The sequence below is a fragment of the Streptomyces adustus genome (assembly GCF_009377175.1).
Taxonomy (GTDB): Bacteria; Actinomycetota; Actinomycetes; order Streptomycetales; family Streptomycetaceae; genus Streptomyces; species Streptomyces adustus.
Genome location: NZ_VJZD01000014.1, coordinates 1 through 15,580, shown reverse-complemented (window position 1 = coordinate 15,580; position 15,580 = coordinate 1). Strand labels below are relative to the sequence as shown.

13 protein-coding genes and 2 pseudogenes are annotated in these 15,580 nt (G+C 68.5%); 8 read left to right on the top strand and 7 right to left on the bottom strand.

Annotation, left to right across the window (positions count from 1 at the left end; translation table 11 throughout):
* Positions 1-58: 58 nt before the first annotated feature.
* Together mshA and FNH09_RS05505 are read left to right on the top strand one after the other, a co-directional pair.
* Positions 59-1,399, top strand: coding sequence for a D-inositol-3-phosphate glycosyltransferase (gene mshA, locus FNH09_RS05510; protein WP_338017478.1), 1,341 nt, complete (start codon positions 59-61; stop codon positions 1,397-1,399).
* On the top strand, positions 1,392-1,919 hold the full coding sequence (locus FNH09_RS05505) for a type III secretion system chaperone family protein (RefSeq protein ID WP_152885598.1): 528 nt from the start codon (positions 1,392-1,394) through the stop codon (positions 1,917-1,919). Before mshA ends, FNH09_RS05505 begins: the two co-directional genes overlap by 8 nt.
* Positions 1,920-1,938: 19 nt before the next feature.
* Here the strand turns inward: FNH09_RS05505 and FNH09_RS05500 are convergent, their stop codons facing one another.
* Complete coding sequence (locus FNH09_RS05500; RefSeq protein ID WP_152885597.1) at positions 1,939-2,766, bottom strand: helix-turn-helix transcriptional regulator; 828 nt, start codon at positions 2,764-2,766, stop codon at positions 1,939-1,941.
* On the opposite strand from FNH09_RS05500, the gene FNH09_RS05495 reads away from it, so the two are divergent.
* Positions 2,765-3,238, top strand: coding sequence for a DUF2000 domain-containing protein (locus FNH09_RS05495; protein WP_152885596.1), 474 nt, complete (start codon positions 2,765-2,767; stop codon positions 3,236-3,238). The two genes, FNH09_RS05500 and FNH09_RS05495, sit on opposite strands and share 2 nt — an antisense overlap.
* 9 nt (positions 3,239-3,247) lie before the next feature.
* On the opposite strand, the gene FNH09_RS05490 is transcribed toward FNH09_RS05495, so the two are convergent.
* Positions 3,248-4,561: an MDR family MFS transporter gene (locus FNH09_RS05490; protein ID WP_152885595.1), complete on the bottom strand. Its 1,314-nt coding sequence runs from the start codon at positions 4,559-4,561 to the stop codon at positions 3,248-3,250.
* A gap of 230 nt (positions 4,562-4,791) precedes the next feature.
* Here FNH09_RS05490 and FNH09_RS05485 point away from each other — a divergent pair, with 230 nt between their 5' ends.
* On the top strand, positions 4,792-5,553 hold the full coding sequence (locus FNH09_RS05485; RefSeq protein WP_152885594.1) for a phosphoglyceromutase: 762 nt from the start codon (positions 4,792-4,794) through the stop codon (positions 5,551-5,553).
* A gap of 80 nt (positions 5,554-5,633) precedes the next feature.
* Here the strand turns inward: FNH09_RS05485 and FNH09_RS05480 are convergent, their stop codons facing one another.
* Both FNH09_RS05480 and FNH09_RS05475 read right to left on the bottom strand, forming a co-directional pair.
* Complete coding sequence (locus FNH09_RS05480) at positions 5,634-5,813, bottom strand: hypothetical protein (protein WP_152885593.1); 180 nt, start codon at positions 5,811-5,813, stop codon at positions 5,634-5,636.
* 384 nt (positions 5,814-6,197) lie between these two features.
* Positions 6,198-6,755, bottom strand: a pseudogene (locus FNH09_RS05475) (tyrosine-type recombinase/integrase); the annotation flags it as partial.
* Between the two features lie 45 nt (positions 6,756-6,800).
* Here FNH09_RS05475 and FNH09_RS05470 point away from each other — a divergent pair.
* Positions 6,801-7,181, top strand: coding sequence for a hypothetical protein (locus FNH09_RS05470; protein WP_152885592.1), 381 nt, complete (start codon positions 6,801-6,803; stop codon positions 7,179-7,181).
* Between the two features lie 790 nt (positions 7,182-7,971).
* On the top strand, positions 7,972-8,283 hold the full coding sequence (locus tag FNH09_RS05465) for a hypothetical protein (protein WP_152885591.1): 312 nt from the start codon (positions 7,972-7,974) through the stop codon (positions 8,281-8,283).
* A gap of 254 nt (positions 8,284-8,537) precedes the next feature.
* On the opposite strand, the pseudogene FNH09_RS05460 reads toward FNH09_RS05465, so the two are convergent.
* Positions 8,538-8,719 (bottom strand): annotated as a pseudogene (locus tag FNH09_RS05460) (tyrosine-type recombinase/integrase); the annotation flags it as partial.
* A gap of 101 nt (positions 8,720-8,820) precedes the next feature.
* On the bottom strand, positions 8,821-11,805 hold the full coding sequence (locus FNH09_RS05455; protein ID WP_152885590.1) for an FG-GAP-like repeat-containing protein: 2,985 nt from the start codon (positions 11,803-11,805) through the stop codon (positions 8,821-8,823).
* 723 nt (positions 11,806-12,528) lie between these two features.
* Between FNH09_RS05455 and FNH09_RS05450 the strand changes: the two genes are divergently transcribed.
* On the top strand, positions 12,529-12,945 hold the full coding sequence (locus FNH09_RS05450) for a hypothetical protein (RefSeq protein ID WP_152885589.1): 417 nt from the start codon (positions 12,529-12,531) through the stop codon (positions 12,943-12,945).
* Between the two features lie 405 nt (positions 12,946-13,350).
* On the opposite strand, the gene FNH09_RS05445 is transcribed toward FNH09_RS05450, so the two are convergent.
* The gene (locus FNH09_RS05445) at positions 13,351-14,289 is read right to left on the bottom strand and encodes an aldo/keto reductase (protein WP_162468154.1); all 939 of its coding nucleotides are present in this window, start codon (positions 14,287-14,289) and stop codon (positions 13,351-13,353) included.
* Between the two features lie 97 nt (positions 14,290-14,386).
* Here FNH09_RS05445 and FNH09_RS05440 point away from each other — a divergent pair, with 97 nt between their 5' ends.
* A complete protein-coding gene (locus tag FNH09_RS05440) occupies positions 14,387-15,019 on the top strand; it encodes a TetR/AcrR family transcriptional regulator (RefSeq protein WP_152885588.1) in 633 nt (210 codons plus the stop codon).
* The last annotated feature ends 561 nt before the right edge of the window (positions 15,020-15,580 follow it).

The following is a 15,580-nucleotide window of genomic DNA, read 5'->3' as shown; positions in this document are numbered from 1 at the left end:
CCCTTGGAGGGCGCGCTGCGTCCCCGCACGGCATGCCCGAAGCGAGGAGGAACGCCACGTGAGCCAGTACGTCAGCAGGCTCGGGCGGCGCTCGGGGGCAGCGCCCGCACGGCTCAGGCTGCCGCACCGCAGGCCCCGCAGGGTCGCCATGCTCTCCGTGCACACCTCGCCGCTGCACCAGCCCGGCACCGGCGACGCCGGCGGCATGAACGTCTACATCGTGGAACTCGCCCAGCGCCTGGCCGCCATCAACATCGAGGTCGAGATCTTCACCCGTGCCACCACCGGCGCCCTCCCGCCGGCCGTCGAACTGGCCCCCGGCGTCCTCGTCCGGCACGTCGACGCGGGCCCGTACGAAGGTCTCGCCAAGGAGGAGCTGCCCGCCCAGCTGTGCGCCTTCACCCACGGCGTGATGCAGGCCTGGGCCGGCCACCGCCCCGGCTACTACGACCTGGTCCACTCGCACTACTGGCTCTCCGGGCACGTCGGCTGGCTCGCCGCCCAGCGCTGGGGCGCCCCCCTGGTGCACGCCATGCACACCATGGCCAAGGTCAAGAACGCCAGCCTGGCCGAGGGCGACACGCCCGAGCCCGCCGCCCGGGTGATCGGCGAGACCCAGATCGTCAGCGCCGCCGACCGCCTCATCGCCAACACGGCGGAAGAGGCCGCCGAACTGGTACGGCACTACGCCGCCGACCGCGACAAGGTCGCCGTCGTCCACCCCGGGGTGAACCTCGACCGCTTCCGCCCCGCCGACGGCCGCGCCGCCGCCCGCGCCCGCCTGGGCCTCCCGCAGGACGCCCTGATCCCCCTGTTCGCGGGCCGCATACAGCCCCTCAAGGCCCCCGACGTCCTGCTGCGCGCCATCGCCGTACTCCTCGACGAACGCCCCGACCTGCGCGGGAACCTCGTCGTGCCGATCGTGGGCGGCCCCAGCGGCAGCGGCCTGGCCAAGCCGGAGGGCCTCCAGAAACTGGCCGCGCGCCTGGGCGTCACCGACGTCGTACGGTTCCGCCCGCCGGTCGGCCAGGACCAGCTCGCCGACTGGTTCCGGGCCGCGTCCGTACTCGTCGTCCCCTCCTACAGCGAGTCCTTCGGCCTAGTCGCGATCGAGGCACAGGCGGCCGGCACCCCGGTGCTCGCCGCCGCGGTCGGCGGCCTGCCGGTGGCCGTGCGCGACGGCGAGACCGGGGTGCTGGTCCGGGGCCACGACCCGGCCGCCTACGCGCGCGTGCTGGCCGACTTCGCCGACCGCCCCGAACTGCTGTCCAGGATGGGACCCGCCGCCGCCCGGCACGCCCGGTCCTTCGGCTGGGACACCGCGGCCGCGGCCACCGCGGACGTCTACACGGCCGCGGTGCAGTCGCACCGGCGTCGCGTACGCTCCCACCATGGCTGACAAGGCTGACATCGCTCACCGGACCGAAGCGGAGCGGGCCGCCCGGGCCGTCGAGAGCTTCCTGACGGACGCCGGACCGGAGTGGGAGAGCCCCGCACCCGGCACCTTCGTCGTGCAGCTCCCCGGCACCCGGAAACTGAAGACGACCGTCTCGCTCGTCGTCGGCCGCCACTCCCTCTCCCTCAACGCCTTCGTCATCCGCCACCCCGACGAGAACGAGGCGGGCGTCCACCGCTGGCTGCTGGAGCGCAACCTCAAGCTGTACGGCGTGAGTTACGCCGTCGACCCGCTCGGCGACGTCTACGTCACGGCCCGCCTCCCGCTCGCCTCGGTCACCGCCGACGAGACCGACCGCATCCTCGGCCAGGTCCTGGAGGCCGCCGACGGCGCCTTCAACACCCTGCTGGAACTGGGCTTCGCCTCGGCGATCCGCAAGGAGTACGCCTGGCGCGTCTCCCGCGGCGAGCCGACCGGCAACCTGGACGCGTTCGCACACCTGACGAGCCGCCAGGCCGACTGACCGGCCGGGTGCCGCTCCGTCAGGCAGTGCGCCCGGACGCCGACCCGCCGACCCGGTAGCGCCCCGGCGTCACCCCCACCAGCCGCTTGAAGTGCCTGGTCAGATGGGCCTGGTCGTAGAAACCGGCCGCCACCGCCACCTCGCCCGGCGGCTGTCCGTCCAGCAGCAGACGACGGGCGAGCTCGACCCGGCGGGACATCAGGTACTGGTGCGGGGCGATGCCGTACGCGCCGCTGAACGCCCGCACCAGATGGGCGGGATGGGCGGCCAGCAGCCCCCCGGCCTCGTCCAGGGCGAGGCCCTCGGCCACCCGCTCGTCGAGCAGTTCGCGCAGCCTGCGGGCGACGACGGGATCCCGGCGCGGGGCCCGCACGGCGTCCTGGGGCCGCAGCAGCGTCCGCAGCCGCTCGCCGAGGAACGTCAGCCGGCTCTCGGCCTCCAACTCGTCGCCGGGACGCGCCAGCGCGGTGTGCAGCTGTCCGACCCGCAGCCGCAGCACCGGATCACGCAGATCGGGCCCGTCGACCGCAGCCCCGATCAGATGCTCGCCCAGCCGTGAACTGTCCAGGTAGAGGACGCGTTTGCGGAAGCCGTCCGGGGTGGCGGGGGAGCCGTTGTGCGGGACGTGCGGCGGCAGCAGCGAGACGGTGTCGTGCGGGGTGCCGTGCCGGTGCCGGTCGAGGTCGTACCGTACGGCCCCGTCGTCGACGATGAGCACCGTCCACGCCTGGTGCACGTGCATCGGATAGGCGTACTCGGTGAAGTGCGCGTGGAGCACCTCCACGACACCGGGCACGCGGGGGCGCCAGGCGGAGACGTGGTTGCCGCCGTCACTCGAGGTGGCCATGCAAAGAACGTACAAGACGACGCCGGACGGCGTTCGGCAGTCTCGAGGCATGAGCGAGCAGCCCCGATTCGACACCAAGATCGCCGTCCTGCTGCGGGAGGACCTGGAGACCTGGCAGCGCCTGAACGTCACCGCGTTCCTCACCAGCGGCCTCGGCACGGTCGTCCCCGAGGTGATCGGCGAGCCCTACGAGGACGCCGACGGCGTACGGCACCTGCCGATGTTCCGGCAGCCGGTACTGGTGCTCGAAGGTACGAAGGAGACGCTGACGGCGGCCCACACCAGGGCGCTGTCCCGCGCCCTGCCCCGCGCGCTGTTCACCTCCGACCTCTTCGCCACCGGCAACGACCACGACAACCGGGCGGCGGTGCGCGCGGTGCCCACGGCGGCGCTGGACCTGGTGGGGCTCGCCGTGTACGGACCGCGCAACGCGGTGGACAAGGTGCTCAAGGGCGCCCGAATGCACCCCTGAGCCCGAGGTTCACGGCTTGGCGGCAGTCTCGGGCGAGGCCGTGGACGAGGTGGGGGCCGAAGCCTTGGCCCGCTCGTCCGCCGGCCGCCCGTCCGCCACCCGTTCGTCCGCGACCCGTTCGTCCGCGGCGAGCGACCGCATCAGCGCCCCGTACCCGACCGCGGCCCCCGTCCCGACCACCGCGCACAGGCCCCACAGCCACTCCGCGCCGAACCGGTCGATGACGAAACCGGACATCAGCGGGGCGACCAGGGCCGCCACCGACCACGACATGGTGTACATGCCCTGGTAGCGCCCGCGTCCGTGGACCGGGGAGAGCCGGACGACGAGGCCGGTCTGCGTCGGCGCGTTGACGATCTCGGCGAGCGTCCACACGCACACCGTGAGGGCGAAGACGCCGACCGACCCGGCGAAGGCGGTGAGCCCGAAGCCGTACCCCGCGAGCATCGAGGAGACGACCAGCAGCCGTCGCGGGTCCTGGTGCTCGATGAGCCGGGTGACGGGGATCTGGAGGGCGACGATGAGGAAACCGTTGACGGCGACCGCCAGGCCGTAGTCGGCCGGGGTGAACCCGGCCTCGCCCATGGCGACGGGCAGCCCGACCGACCCCTGCTGGAAGATCACCGCGACCAGGAAGGACAGCCCGACCACGCTCATGAAACGCCGGTCGCGCAGCACGGTCCCGAGCCCGACCTCGTCCGCGGCCTTCTTCTCCGCCGCCGTGTGCTGCGGACGGGACTCCGGGACCTTCAGGAAGACGACGACCGCGCAGGCCAGGGTCATCCCCGCCTCGATCAGGAACCCGGCGAGGTAGCTGAACTCGGCGATGAAGCCGGCCGCCATGGAGGAGACGGCGAAGCCGAGGTTGATGGCCCAGTAGTTGAGCGAGAAGGCCCGCACCCGGTCCTCGGGCCGCACGATGTCGGCCATCATCGCCTGCACGGCCGGCCGGGAGGCGTTGCTGGCCATTCCGACGAGGAAGGCGACGCCGGCGATGGCGACGGGATCGTGCATGAACCCGAGCAGCGCCACCGACAGGGCGGTGGACACCTGGGCGATCAGCATCGTGGGCCGCCGCCCGAGACGGTCGGTCATCACGCCCCCGCCCAGGGAGGAGATGACACCGCCGAGCCCGTGCAGCGAGGCGACCAGACCCGCGTACGAGGCGGAGTAGCCGCGGTCGAGCGTCAGGTACAGCGCCATGAAGGTGGCGACGAACGCCCCGAGCCGGTTGACGAGGGTGCTGGTCCACAGCCACCAGAACTCGCGCGGCAGCCCGGAGACGGTCTCGCGGGCGGAGCGCCTCAGAGCGGTGACGGACATGGAGGTACTCCCACGGTTGTAAGCGGCTCAGGCGGTGCGCACAACTTACGGTCGCGGGCCTCGGACAGACCACTCAATTAACAGATCCAGTCAACTGTCGGCACCCCCGCACCGGCTCCCACCCGGCTCTCCCCGTTCGCCGCATGTCCGTCCCCTGTCCGGCCCCTGTCCGGAGTCCGTTCCGTGGGCAGGAACGCCCCGCCCCAAAGCCTTCGATTAGGCTCATACGCATGGCCGACGCACCGTACAAGCTGATCCTCCTCCGCCACGGCGAGAGCGAGTGGAACGCGAAGAACCTGTTCACCGGCTGGGTGGACGTCAACCTCAACGAGAAGGGCGAGAAGGAGGCGGTCCGCGGCGGTGAGCTGCTGAAGGACGCCGGCCTGCTGCCCGACGTGGTCCACACGTCCCTCCAGAAGCGCGCCATCCGCACCGCGCAGCTGGCTCTGGAGTCCGCCGACCGCCACTGGATCCCGGTCCACCGTTCGTGGCGCCTGAACGAGCGCCACTACGGCGCCCTCCAGGGCAAGGACAAGGCGCAGACCCTCGCGGAGTTCGGCGAGGAGCAGTTCATGCTCTGGCGCCGCTCGTACGACACCCCGCCCCCGCCGCTCGACCGCGACGCCGAGTACTCCCAGTTCGACGACGCGCGCTACGCGACGCTGCCGCCGGAGCTGCGCCCGCAGACGGAGTGCCTCAAGGACGTCGTCGTCCGCATGCTCCCGTACTGGTTCGACGGCATCGTCCCGGACCTGCTGACCGGCCGCACGGTCCTCGTCGCCGCCCACGGCAACAGCCTGCGCGCCCTGGTCAAGCACCTCGACGGCATCTCCGACGCCGACATCGCGGGCCTGAACATCCCCACGGGCATCCCCCTGTACTACGAGCTCGACGCCGACTTCAAGCCGGTCACCCCGGGCGGAAAGTACCTCGACCCGGAAGCGGCCGCGGCGGCCATCGAAGCGGTCAAGAACCAGGGCAAGAAGAAGTAACCGTTCACCAGCAAGCCCCCGACCTGCGAGTTCCTCGCGGGGCGGGGGCTTTTTGGTGGGGCTGGGCCGTTTGTGGGCCGTCAGGTGCGACGACGCCAGCGGCGGATGCGGACATCGAGGACGATCAGCAGCGCCACGGGGACGGCGATCCGGCTCGGCGCGTCGGCCCAGAGGGCGAGCGCACCGCCGGCTGTGCCGATGAGCGCGATCGGCAAGTCGCGGAACCAGACGTCGACGGTGACACCTGTGCGTGGGACCATAGGTTCCCTCCGAAGGATGCGATGCGTTGCTATATCGGAGACAGGGCCGCTCCCGGACAGGGGAGCGGCCCTGAATTTCGCGTAAAGCCTTTCAGATGTTCAGCCCCTCTGTCGAATCTCCAGGTGGGGGCCTACTAGCATTGAATGTGCGGCTTCCAAAACATAGTTTGCGGGTGTCATTGGTACGGCGCGGACCCCGTGTTCGGCTTGTGGATCTTGGTCTGGGTTGTGGGTGTATCTAGCGTGCATGCATGCACGTCCAGTCGGTGGTCGGCTCGGCAGGTGCGGTTAGATGCGCCATTATCTGGTAGCCGAATATTGGAGCAGATTAGATGCTCCGGACTGTTAATCCGGACCCTTAACCGCGTTGTCTATCCGCGTTGCTTATTCGGCGCGGATAATCGGCGCACTATTTCCGCTCTGGCTGGTTCCCCTAAAGATCCGCGTAACAGCGTTACGAGTGCGCTCCTGGCTGGAGGGCATTAGGTGCGCGTACACCCGGAGCGTCAGGCCAGGGTCGGAGTGCCCCAGGTACTCGGCGAGGGCCTTGATGTTCTCCCCGGCGTCCAGGAGCACCGAGGCGTAGAAGTGCCTGAGCGCGTGCATGCCGTTCTCGCGGGACTCGGCGTACGACTCGCCCGGCTTCCGCTCAGGGATCACACCAGCCGAGGCCAGTCCCCGCTTCCATACCTCCTCGTTGAGGGACGTCCGCCAGACGTGACCACCCCGCGGCCCGGTGAAGATCAGCCGTTTGGTCACCGGAGGCCCGTCCGCCACCTTCCACGGCAAGGTGATGTCGACCGGCGGGAACCGGTTCATGTGGGATCGGAGGGCATCGGCGACCGGGCCGGGCAGCGGCACGTCCCGCAGCTTGCCGCCCTTGGGCGGGGCGAACACGGCCTTGCGCCGGCTCAGCTTCAGTTGCTGGACCACGTGGAGCGTGGTCACCGCGGAGCTCTTCACCGACGGCCTTCCCGGCGGGCACCCATGCTGAGGACGACGACCAGGCCCGGCTTCTGGTGCGAATGCTGGACCCGACACCTGGACGACGAACAACCGCCGACCCTCTTCGGCTCCTACGACGCGTACACCGAGGTCGAGGCGAACAGTTGGGTGTCCACGATCCTCCGGACCATCTCACCGGCCCTCGACGCGGACACCTCACAGGAGGCGTGGGGACAACTCCACGACCACCGGGTCAACACCCGCCGAGCCTTGATCCGCCGCGTCCCCTGGACAGTCTCAGTCAGACACACCCGCACACTCATCACCTGGACCGTGAGCCCGGTGACCTACCTCCGCCTCGCCTATCGCCGGAACAGCGAACTACCAGCGTGCGCGCACAACTTCAAACCGCGCCGGCATTGACGGAAGGACATCTACAAGCGGGGCTGCGCGACGCTTACCGTGCATCCATGCCCTGGGTGACCCTGCTAAGCGCAGTTGTCGGTGCAGTCATCGCGACCTCATCCGCAGCCCTGCTTGACCGATTCCGGTGGCGACGGGAGCGATACGACCACCTCGTCGGCGTGCGTCGCGCTCTGTACGGCGACTACCTCGAATGTCTCTCGCAGGCCCGCAACGCCTTCCGCAGCCTCGCCCGCAACCGAGAAGCCCCAGATACCGAACGGGAACGGATCTCCCGAGACAGCTTCGCCCCTTGCTACGGCATGCGCTACCAGATGTCGATCACCGCTTCGAAGGACGTCTTCCAAGCCTCGGAGGTCGCGTTCAGGCGCCTTCGCGATGTCCGCGACCTGGCAGCGGCGGGCACTCTGGCGAGCGACGACGCTTACGTCCATGGCCGAGTTGCGTACGAGGACGCGCTGACCCAGCTTCGCGCTGCTATGCGACAGGATCTCGGCGCCGACCGAACGACAGCACCACTTCCAGCGCCACGAGGGTGGGCAGGTCCACAGACTGCCCGACGCGCCGGAAGCTTACGGGGCCATGATCACTCGCCCCATGGCAGCTCCAGCCCAAAGTCTCGAAGCCAACCTCTCGCCGTCGTCAGCCCTCGGCAGGCGAGGTGCTGGGGGAGAGCACCCCCATCGTGTGACCGTTCGGGAGATCCTTGCGCGTCCGCCGGCGGTCCAGTTGGACCATTGCCTGCGGTCGCCTGCGAGAGGAGAATCCCCTCTGATCAAAAGGAGATGTGATGCTCGGCTTTATGGACTGGTCCGTATTAGCGCTGGGGTGTGCGCTGGTCCTCACGAGTCTCGGCGGCTGGTGGTGGGAGCGGACCAAGGTCCAAAAGGGAGCAAGTCCCGATCGAAGCAGGCGCTTCTTCGCGGCCTGGCTCCCCCTGCTCATGGGCGGGGAGTTGATCGGCGCCAAGGTGCCGCACCTGCTGCACGCGCCGTACTCCGTCGCCATGATCGTGGACGCTCTCAACTTTGTGTTGATATTCACCGTGGCGGTCCTGGCCTTCTGGATGCTTCGGGAGCGTGATCTCCGAACCAACCGCTGACGGCAACAGTCTCCGGGCCGTGCCACTCTCGTGCCAGAACGGACGGGGACTCACGGGGGACCGGGGGTTGCCGGGGTGGGTTCGGCAGGGCCTGCCCAAGGTAGGGAATCCGCAGGTCGCGTGCATGATCGCCCAACCTCGCTCCTAAAGCGGGTGTCGCAGGTTCGAATCCTGCCGGGGGCACAAGGGAAAAGGCCCCGGACCGATCATGGTCCGGGGCCTTTGACGTCCGCATCTGATATCAACGAGCACGGTCACTGACGACCGGGGCGCTTCCTGAGCAGCCGTCCATGTGACTCATGGCCTCCCGCTGGGTGTCCTGCACGACGTGCGTGTACACGTCCATGGTGATGCTGATCTGGCTGTGCCCGAGGATCTCCATCACGACGTGGGGCGCGACTCCGGCCGCCGTGAGGAGAGTGGCGGTGCCGTGCCGGGTGACAGCCCAGCCGTTCCCTTCGGCCCATTCCCTATCGCGTCATCCGTCACGCCCCCAGCGATTCCCTCGCCGGAGGCGCGATGCACGTCACAACTTGGCTAGAAGAGGCCCTTGTAGCCCTGCCAGCCCGTCGCGATCTTCACCCGGGAGGCGAACGTCCCCTTGCCGGTCCCGGCCTGGCGGTACAGGTTGCCCGCCGTGTCCCGCATGACCAGGTCGCCCTTGCCGTCCCCGGTGATGTCCGCGACGCCGACGACCGCGTTATACGTGGATCCCCACCCGGTGGCGATCCTCACCCGCGCAGCGAAGGTGCCGTTGCCCTTCCCGAAGTACCGGTACAGGTTGTTCGCCGTGTCCTGCGCGACCAGGTCGCCGATGCCGTCGCCGTTGAGGTCTCCGACGCCCACGACCTTTTTGTACGTCTTCCAGTTGTCGTAGAGCTTCACACGAGCTGCGAGCGTGCCGCCAGCGGTCCCCTTGTACAGGTACACCGCGCCGGTCGAGACGTTGCGGGCGATCAGATCCGGGCGGCCGTCCTTCGTGAGGTCTCCGGGCGAGGTGAGGACGTCGTACTGGTTCCAGCCGCTGGTGGCGAGGGTGGTGTACGACGTCGCCGACTTGAGCGGGGCGCCGCAGACCGGCTTGTACAGGCGCAGGGCGCCGGTGCTCAGCCGGACCAGGACGTCGTTGCAGCGGTCGCCATTGAGGTCGCCGAACGGCACGGCCCTGACCGAGGTCGACCAGCCGCTCGCCGAAACGCTCCCGGAGAACTTCCCGGCCCCGTCCCCCTGGTGGAAGGTGAGCCACCCCGAGGAGTTCATCGTCAGGAGGTCGCCGACACCGTCGGGCAGGGCCGAGCCGCCGACGTGGTCCCGCCACACCGCTGTGCCACCCGTCAACCGGACCGTGCCGGACTGGACCAACGCCGCTCCCTGCCCGTCCGCCGGCTGAGCCGTCAGCGTCCAGGTGTACGAGCCGTTGGGAAGCAGTCCGCCCGTCGTGTCCCGGCCGTTCCACGTCGTCGCGATCGAGTACTCGGCCGGTCCGCCACTGCGCGTGGCCACCACGCGGCCCGTGGCCTTGTGGCGTATCTCCACCCTCCAGGAAGCCGCCGGCTCGGAGAGCCACCATTCACCGCGCCAAGAGACCGGGGTCACGTCCGTCTCCACCCGCGCGGTGACATTCCGGTAGGGAGAGACCAGGGCCGCCTCGGGCCGCCCGGTGTGCAGGACGTGGACGGCCTGGTCCAGCGTGGAGTACGCGAGGTCACCGTCACGAGGGTCGAGCGCCACAAGCCCCGCGGCGTCGGTTGCCCACCGCTGGACGACCATCCCGGTCTGCAGGCCGTAGACACCCAGCCCCTGCCCGCCCCGGACGGCGACGACACCGTCGCCGAGGTAAGCCTGCGCGGTGGAGGGAAGCGGAATGTTCTTCCTGGACTGGAGGTCGTAGACGCCCGCGGCGTACGGAGCGGTACTGAAGTTGCACTTCCAGTACAGCCACCGGCCGACGGCCTGCAGATCGACCATGGAGGAGCACCCGGTGCTCACCGTGAAGGACGTCAGCGAGGCCCCGGTGCGCGCATCCTTGGCCGTGACCTTGCCGCCCGGGGCCGAGGACCACAGAGTGGTCCCCCAGATCGCACCCCTCTGGTACGGCTCCGTGTGCACGACCTTGCCGGAGTCGATGTCCACGACCCGAAGTTCCCGGCTGCCGCCAGCAGGTGTCCCGTCGACCAGCACCAGGTTCTCGGATGCCCCCACGATCCTCATCTGGTCCGGGGAATCGTCGAAAGAATCCTGGAGGCCCGTTTCGATCGGCGTTCCGGGAAACGTCTCGCCCTTGCCCACGACGAACAGCTTGGGCTGCCAGCCGCCGTCCACGCTCACTGCCCCGCGGTACACGGTCCGGCCGTCCCCGGTGGGATACAGCTCGGGGCACAGCCCGTTGCCGACGCTGCACTTGTTGTACGGGGCCGACAGGCTGCCGATCCGCACGCGCTCGCCGTATCCGGGCGCGGTTTCGGTGAGCAGGCGGTCGTACGCGAAGGTGGCCCCGTCGCCGTACTCCAGGGTCCTGACGGTGCCGTGATCCAGCGTCAGCCGCTGGAGCCGCATCGGGACCGGCGGGATGAGGAGCACACGAGCCGCGTACGGTACGCCGTCCGCCCCGGCGGTGATGTCCTGGTAGCCGTAGTCCTCCGCGGACTGGCCGCCGACGAGTTGAACGCCGCCGTCCGGCCGGACGGCAACACGGTCCGCCACCGCACGGGCGAGAAGCGTCCGCTCGCCGGAACCGTCGAAGGGGACGGCCACAACCTTCCAGATGGACGCCTCGTACTCCTTCTGACCGAGCGAAGAGTCATAGCGGGCCACGATCAGCGAGTCACCGACGACGCCGAGAACCTTCGCGTCCTTGAGACTGACCTGAATCTCGCGCACGGGGGTGTCGAACCGGCCCTGCTCATAGATCCGCACGCCGCCGGCCTGGGGGGTAACCAGATGAACGGCGGTCACCACGGAATTCCCATACACCGTGCCGTACGGCAGAAACGTGGCTTCCGCGGTGCGGAGATCGATCCAGGCGTACTGTCCGACGTCCTCTCCGGGGACCTTCAGGAGTGAGAGGAACCCGTGGACGCCGGCCCGCGCGTTCATGATGATGGAGGCACCCTCCGGAAGGCCTGTCACGCGGCGGTCCGCCGTGGTCCCGTTCTCATTGCTCAGCAGATGAAACTCAGTCCACTTCCCGTCGGCACCGGCTCCGCCCTGGGTCACCACGGTGGTCCCGATCGCCCTGCTGTAAACCTGACCTGCGGGGACAGTGACGGTCGTGGTCTCGTCGGTGACCATGTTCCGCAGCAGTACCTCGCCCGTGCCACCGCTCGGCGGCAGCGCCACGACGTCCGATGCCGCTCCGTAGTACTCGACAGGGTCGTGCGGCTGCGTGCCCTCGAGCTTTCGGGTCGAGCCGTCCACGCCCGTCCACTCCAGTCCGGAGGGACCGCTCGTAGTGGTGGCGGAGTGCAGAAACCCGGAAGGCCCGACGCTCACCACAGATCCGTAGCCCGGTGTGGCGCGCATGGTCGCGGGAATCGTGGTCTCACTGAACGTTCCTGCATCGGCCAATGCGACCCAGGAGGCAGGACCGACAGCCAGCGACAGCGACACGACCGCCGTGACGGCACTGCGGAGGAGGACACGTTCGGCCACTTGATTCCACCCCTGACGTGAAAGGACCTGGAGCAGGCAGGGGAATCGGCTCGGTTCTCAGTACTCACAGCAAGCAGGCCGGTCAATCCCGGCGCCCTCCGCCCCCCACACCCGAGTGATCGATCCTAACAACAGGCTCACAGGCCACGGAAGAGAATTTCGAACCCGTTCAATAAGCCGGGGCCGCACTCAACAGGACTGTGGGGCACAAGATCTGACGTCAAGTCAGGCAAGAAGGCGATCATGCTGGCAGACCAACAGACGGGGCGGGGATGCAACCATTCCCTTCAGAGCGGGAACCCCCGGAGCCGACGGCGCGCTTGAGACCATAGCCACAGGTACTTACAACGGACCGTCAGTGATCAACGGTCGGCTGTAGCGCGTCGGCCCCGCACCACAAGCGCACCATGTCGAGCGGGGAACAGCGGGGAATCACGGTGAAAGCGGCCCAGCCCAACGCGGTCACCCCGCAGCCGTTCGCCCAGGTCAGCTCCCGATTCACCTGCAGATGACCGCAGCTTCCCAAGCTGAGGTCCTGGGGCGACGGTCTCGCGGTACGGTGCGGGCTTCATATGGCGCCCTCTCGGAGAGCAAGTGGATCTGCTGAACAGCCGTGTTGCCCGCTTTGCGACCATGATCCTGCTGGGCTTGGCTGCACTCGCTATCGCCGGTTGCAACCCTGATCCGACCGACCCCGAGAACGTCGATCCGATCGCTCTGGTGAACAGTACATCGAACCCAGTGCGCGTCTTCTGGTGTGCCGGCGACGGGGACAACAAGTGCGCGGAGGAGCACGACCTAGGAGTCATCTCAGCAGGGGCACATCGCACCGTGCACATCTCCTCCTACGAAGTAATGCTGCACGTCGAGACAGCTTTGGGCTCAGGGGGATATGTCTGCGAAGACGATGCTTTGGGCAGTCGGATAGCTCTGAGCGCGTCGTACCCCTCCATGAAAGCCGCATACGACCACTGCCTGGACGGAGCCTCACCGAGCATCTCGCCCCGCTGAGATCCCGCGTGGACGTGCCCTTGCCCAGGAGTTGACATCCACCGCCGACATCAACGGCGGCAGACAGCGGCAAAGGTAGACGCACGTGGACGGCCAGTACCCTCAAGCCAGGTGGGCCTACCGAAGGAGTTTCAGCCCTCCAGATCGAACTCCTAAAGCGGTGGTCGGCCGGCGAGGCCGGTGACGGTACAGCAGCGAGGTGCGGCAGCGGGATTCGGCTGACGGTGACCTCGTAAGGCCGTAGCGCCGATGGCATGGCCCTCGCCGACGGATCCACATGGAGCTGCGGATCAGAAGGCCGCCGTTGAGAACGACGGTTCAACACCGGCGAAACGAGTGCGCTTCTTGGCCAAGGGTGCCTGCCTACGCCTGGTGACGTGGGCAGGCATCGCGTGAGGGCAGATGTCAGCTCAGCCGTCCGCCGAGTCCGCCGTCGGCGGCGATCTCGGCGATGCGGGTGAGGTCGTCGGCGGTCAGCGTCAGATCTACCGCGGTGACGTTCTGTGCGACGCGGCCAGAGTTGCGCGAACCCGGGATGGGGACGATGTAGTCCTTCTGCGCGAGCAGCCATGCCAGCGCGAGCTGCGAGAGCGTGGCGCCCTTGCTCTCGGCGAACTTGGTCAGCTCGTTCGTGATGGCGACGTTGGCGTCGAAGTTCTCCGGGTTCCACCAGGCGATGCGCTGTCGGAAGTCGTGGGGGCCGTAGTGGTCGCGGGACTTCACGGCGCCGCTGAGGAATCCGCGGGCGAGTGGGGAGTAGGCGACGAAGCCGATGCCGAGTTCTTCCAAGACGGGGAAGAGGGGTTCGACCTCGTGGGTGAAGATCGAGTATTCGTGCTGGAGCACGGAGATGGGGTGCACGGCGTGGGCGCGGCGGATGACGTCTTCGCCGGCGTTGGACAGGCCGAGGTACTTCACCTTGCCCGCGTCGACGTACTCCTTCATGACGCCGACGACGTCTTCGATGGGGACGTTCGGGTCGGGGACGTGCTGGTAGAGCACGTCGATGACGTCCACTCCCAGGTTGCGCAGGCTGTTGTCGACGACTTCGCGGATGTGCTCGGGCCGTGAGTCCTGCCCGTAGGCGGGGGTGAAACCGAACTTCGTCGCGATGGTGACCTCGTCGCGGATCGGCGCGAGCGCCTGGCCGAGCAGCTTCTCGCCCTCGCCCCAGCCGTACATCTCGGCGGTGTCGAAGTGGGTCACGCCGAGTTCGTGCGCGCGGCGGATCGCGGCGATCGACTCGGTGTCGTCCGTCGGACCGTAGCCGACCGCGGTGCCCATCGCCCCGTAGCTGATCGCCGACGCGGTCAGGCCCTGGGTGCCCAGTGTCCTGGTCTCCACAAGATGCTCCTCAATCCAAACCAAACTGTTCGGTTTTACCGTACGTCCAGCTCACGGCACGGGCAAACCAAACGGTTCGGCCAGGTAGATTGAACGTATGACCCCTTCGACCGGAGCAGACTCCACCCGCGACCGCATCGTCACCGCGGCCACGGCCGAGTTCTCCCGGCACGGAATCGCCGGAGCCCGGATCGAACGCATCGCCAAGGCGGCACGCACCAGCAAGGAACGCCTCTACGCCTACTTCCGCAGCAAGGAAGAGCTTTACGCGACCGTCGCCGCCGACGAGCTGACCGCAGTCGCCGAGGCCACACGCCTGGACCCCACCGACCTCCCCGGATACGCCGGACGCGTCCACGACTACTTCACGGCCCACCCCGACCGCCTGCGCCTCATGAACTGGGGCCGCCTCGAACTGGGCGACGGCAGGCCGGCCGCGCCGGACGACCCGATCCAGACCACCGTGCGCCACAAGACCGAGCAACTGCGCAACGCGCAGAAGGCCGGCCACCTGGACCCGGCATGGGACCCCGCCGACATCCTGGTGTTCGTCAACCAGCTCGCCATGTCCTGGGCCGGACAGACCGACCTGATGCCCGCCGACGAGACGGAGCGCGTGCGCTTCCTGTCCGCGCGGCGAGCGGCCATCGTGGCAGCCGTGCAGCGCCTCTTCCCCGCCGCTACGGTCGGCCAGAACAGCGATCTGGCGAGTCCGCCGAGCAAGACGTGAGGACCAACCGTGAGTACGAATGACTCGTGCCAGACTCGTGCCAGATCGTGCGGGGAACCACGGGGAACAGCGGGGAACTCCTTGACCGTCCACCAGGCGTCTCCGGTCCTCTGCCGCGGGTCAGGGCCAGAGCAAGCTCTAGATGCCCTCAGCTTCCCAAGCTGAGAGCGTGACGGGTGCACATCGAGTGGCCGCATCGCCCTTGTTTCCAAGGCGTGTTGCCTTCGGTGTGTCAGCAACGGCCATCTGCACGGATGCAGCCTGTCGTCACCGTTCCGTCACAAGTAGTCGCCGCACGGAACCCTGCCGCTCTCCCGCCCTATCTGCACTCACGCACCACGACCACGCGTACCGCGGGGCAATAACCGACGACCGAAACCCGCGGACGAGACGACTCAGGGGGACGACAACATGCGTCACAGCAACGGCATTCGCAGGGCGGCTCTGGCGACGACGGCGGTCACGGCCGTCGCGGCTGCGGTGACCGGCATCCTGCCCGGCACCGCCATGGCGGCGAGCACCACCACCTCTACCCCGCCGCCCGCCTGCCCGGCCTCCGCC

Bases quoted from the DNA above. Each gene is read 5' to 3' on its own strand.
- FNH09_RS05505 (WP_152885598.1), top strand. From the start codon at position 1,392: ATGGCTGACAAGGCTGACATCGCTCACCGGACCGAAGCGGAGCGGGCC.
- FNH09_RS05495 (WP_152885596.1), top strand. From the start codon at position 2,765: ATGCAAAGAACGTACAAGACGACGCCGGACGGCGTTCGGCAGTCTCGA.
- FNH09_RS05500 (WP_152885597.1), bottom strand. From the start codon at position 2,766: ATGGCCACCTCGAGTGACGGCGGCAACCACGTCTCCGCCTGGCGCCCC.
- FNH09_RS05490 (WP_152885595.1), bottom strand. From the start codon at position 4,561: ATGTCCGTCACCGCTCTGAGGCGCTCCGCCCGCGAGACCGTCTCCGGG.
- FNH09_RS05485 (WP_152885594.1), top strand. From the start codon at position 4,792: ATGGCCGACGCACCGTACAAGCTGATCCTCCTCCGCCACGGCGAGAGC.
- FNH09_RS05480 (WP_152885593.1), bottom strand. From the start codon at position 5,813: ATGGTCCCACGCACAGGTGTCACCGTCGACGTCTGGTTCCGCGACTTG.
- FNH09_RS05470 (WP_152885592.1), top strand. From the start codon at position 6,801: ATGCTGAGGACGACGACCAGGCCCGGCTTCTGGTGCGAATGCTGGACC.
- FNH09_RS05465 (WP_152885591.1), top strand. From the start codon at position 7,972: ATGCTCGGCTTTATGGACTGGTCCGTATTAGCGCTGGGGTGTGCGCTG.
- FNH09_RS05455 (WP_152885590.1), bottom strand. From the start codon at position 11,805: ATGCGCGCCACACCGGGCTACGGATCTGTGGTGAGCGTCGGGCCTTCC.
- FNH09_RS05440 (WP_152885588.1), top strand. From the start codon at position 14,387: ATGACCCCTTCGACCGGAGCAGACTCCACCCGCGACCGCATCGTCACC.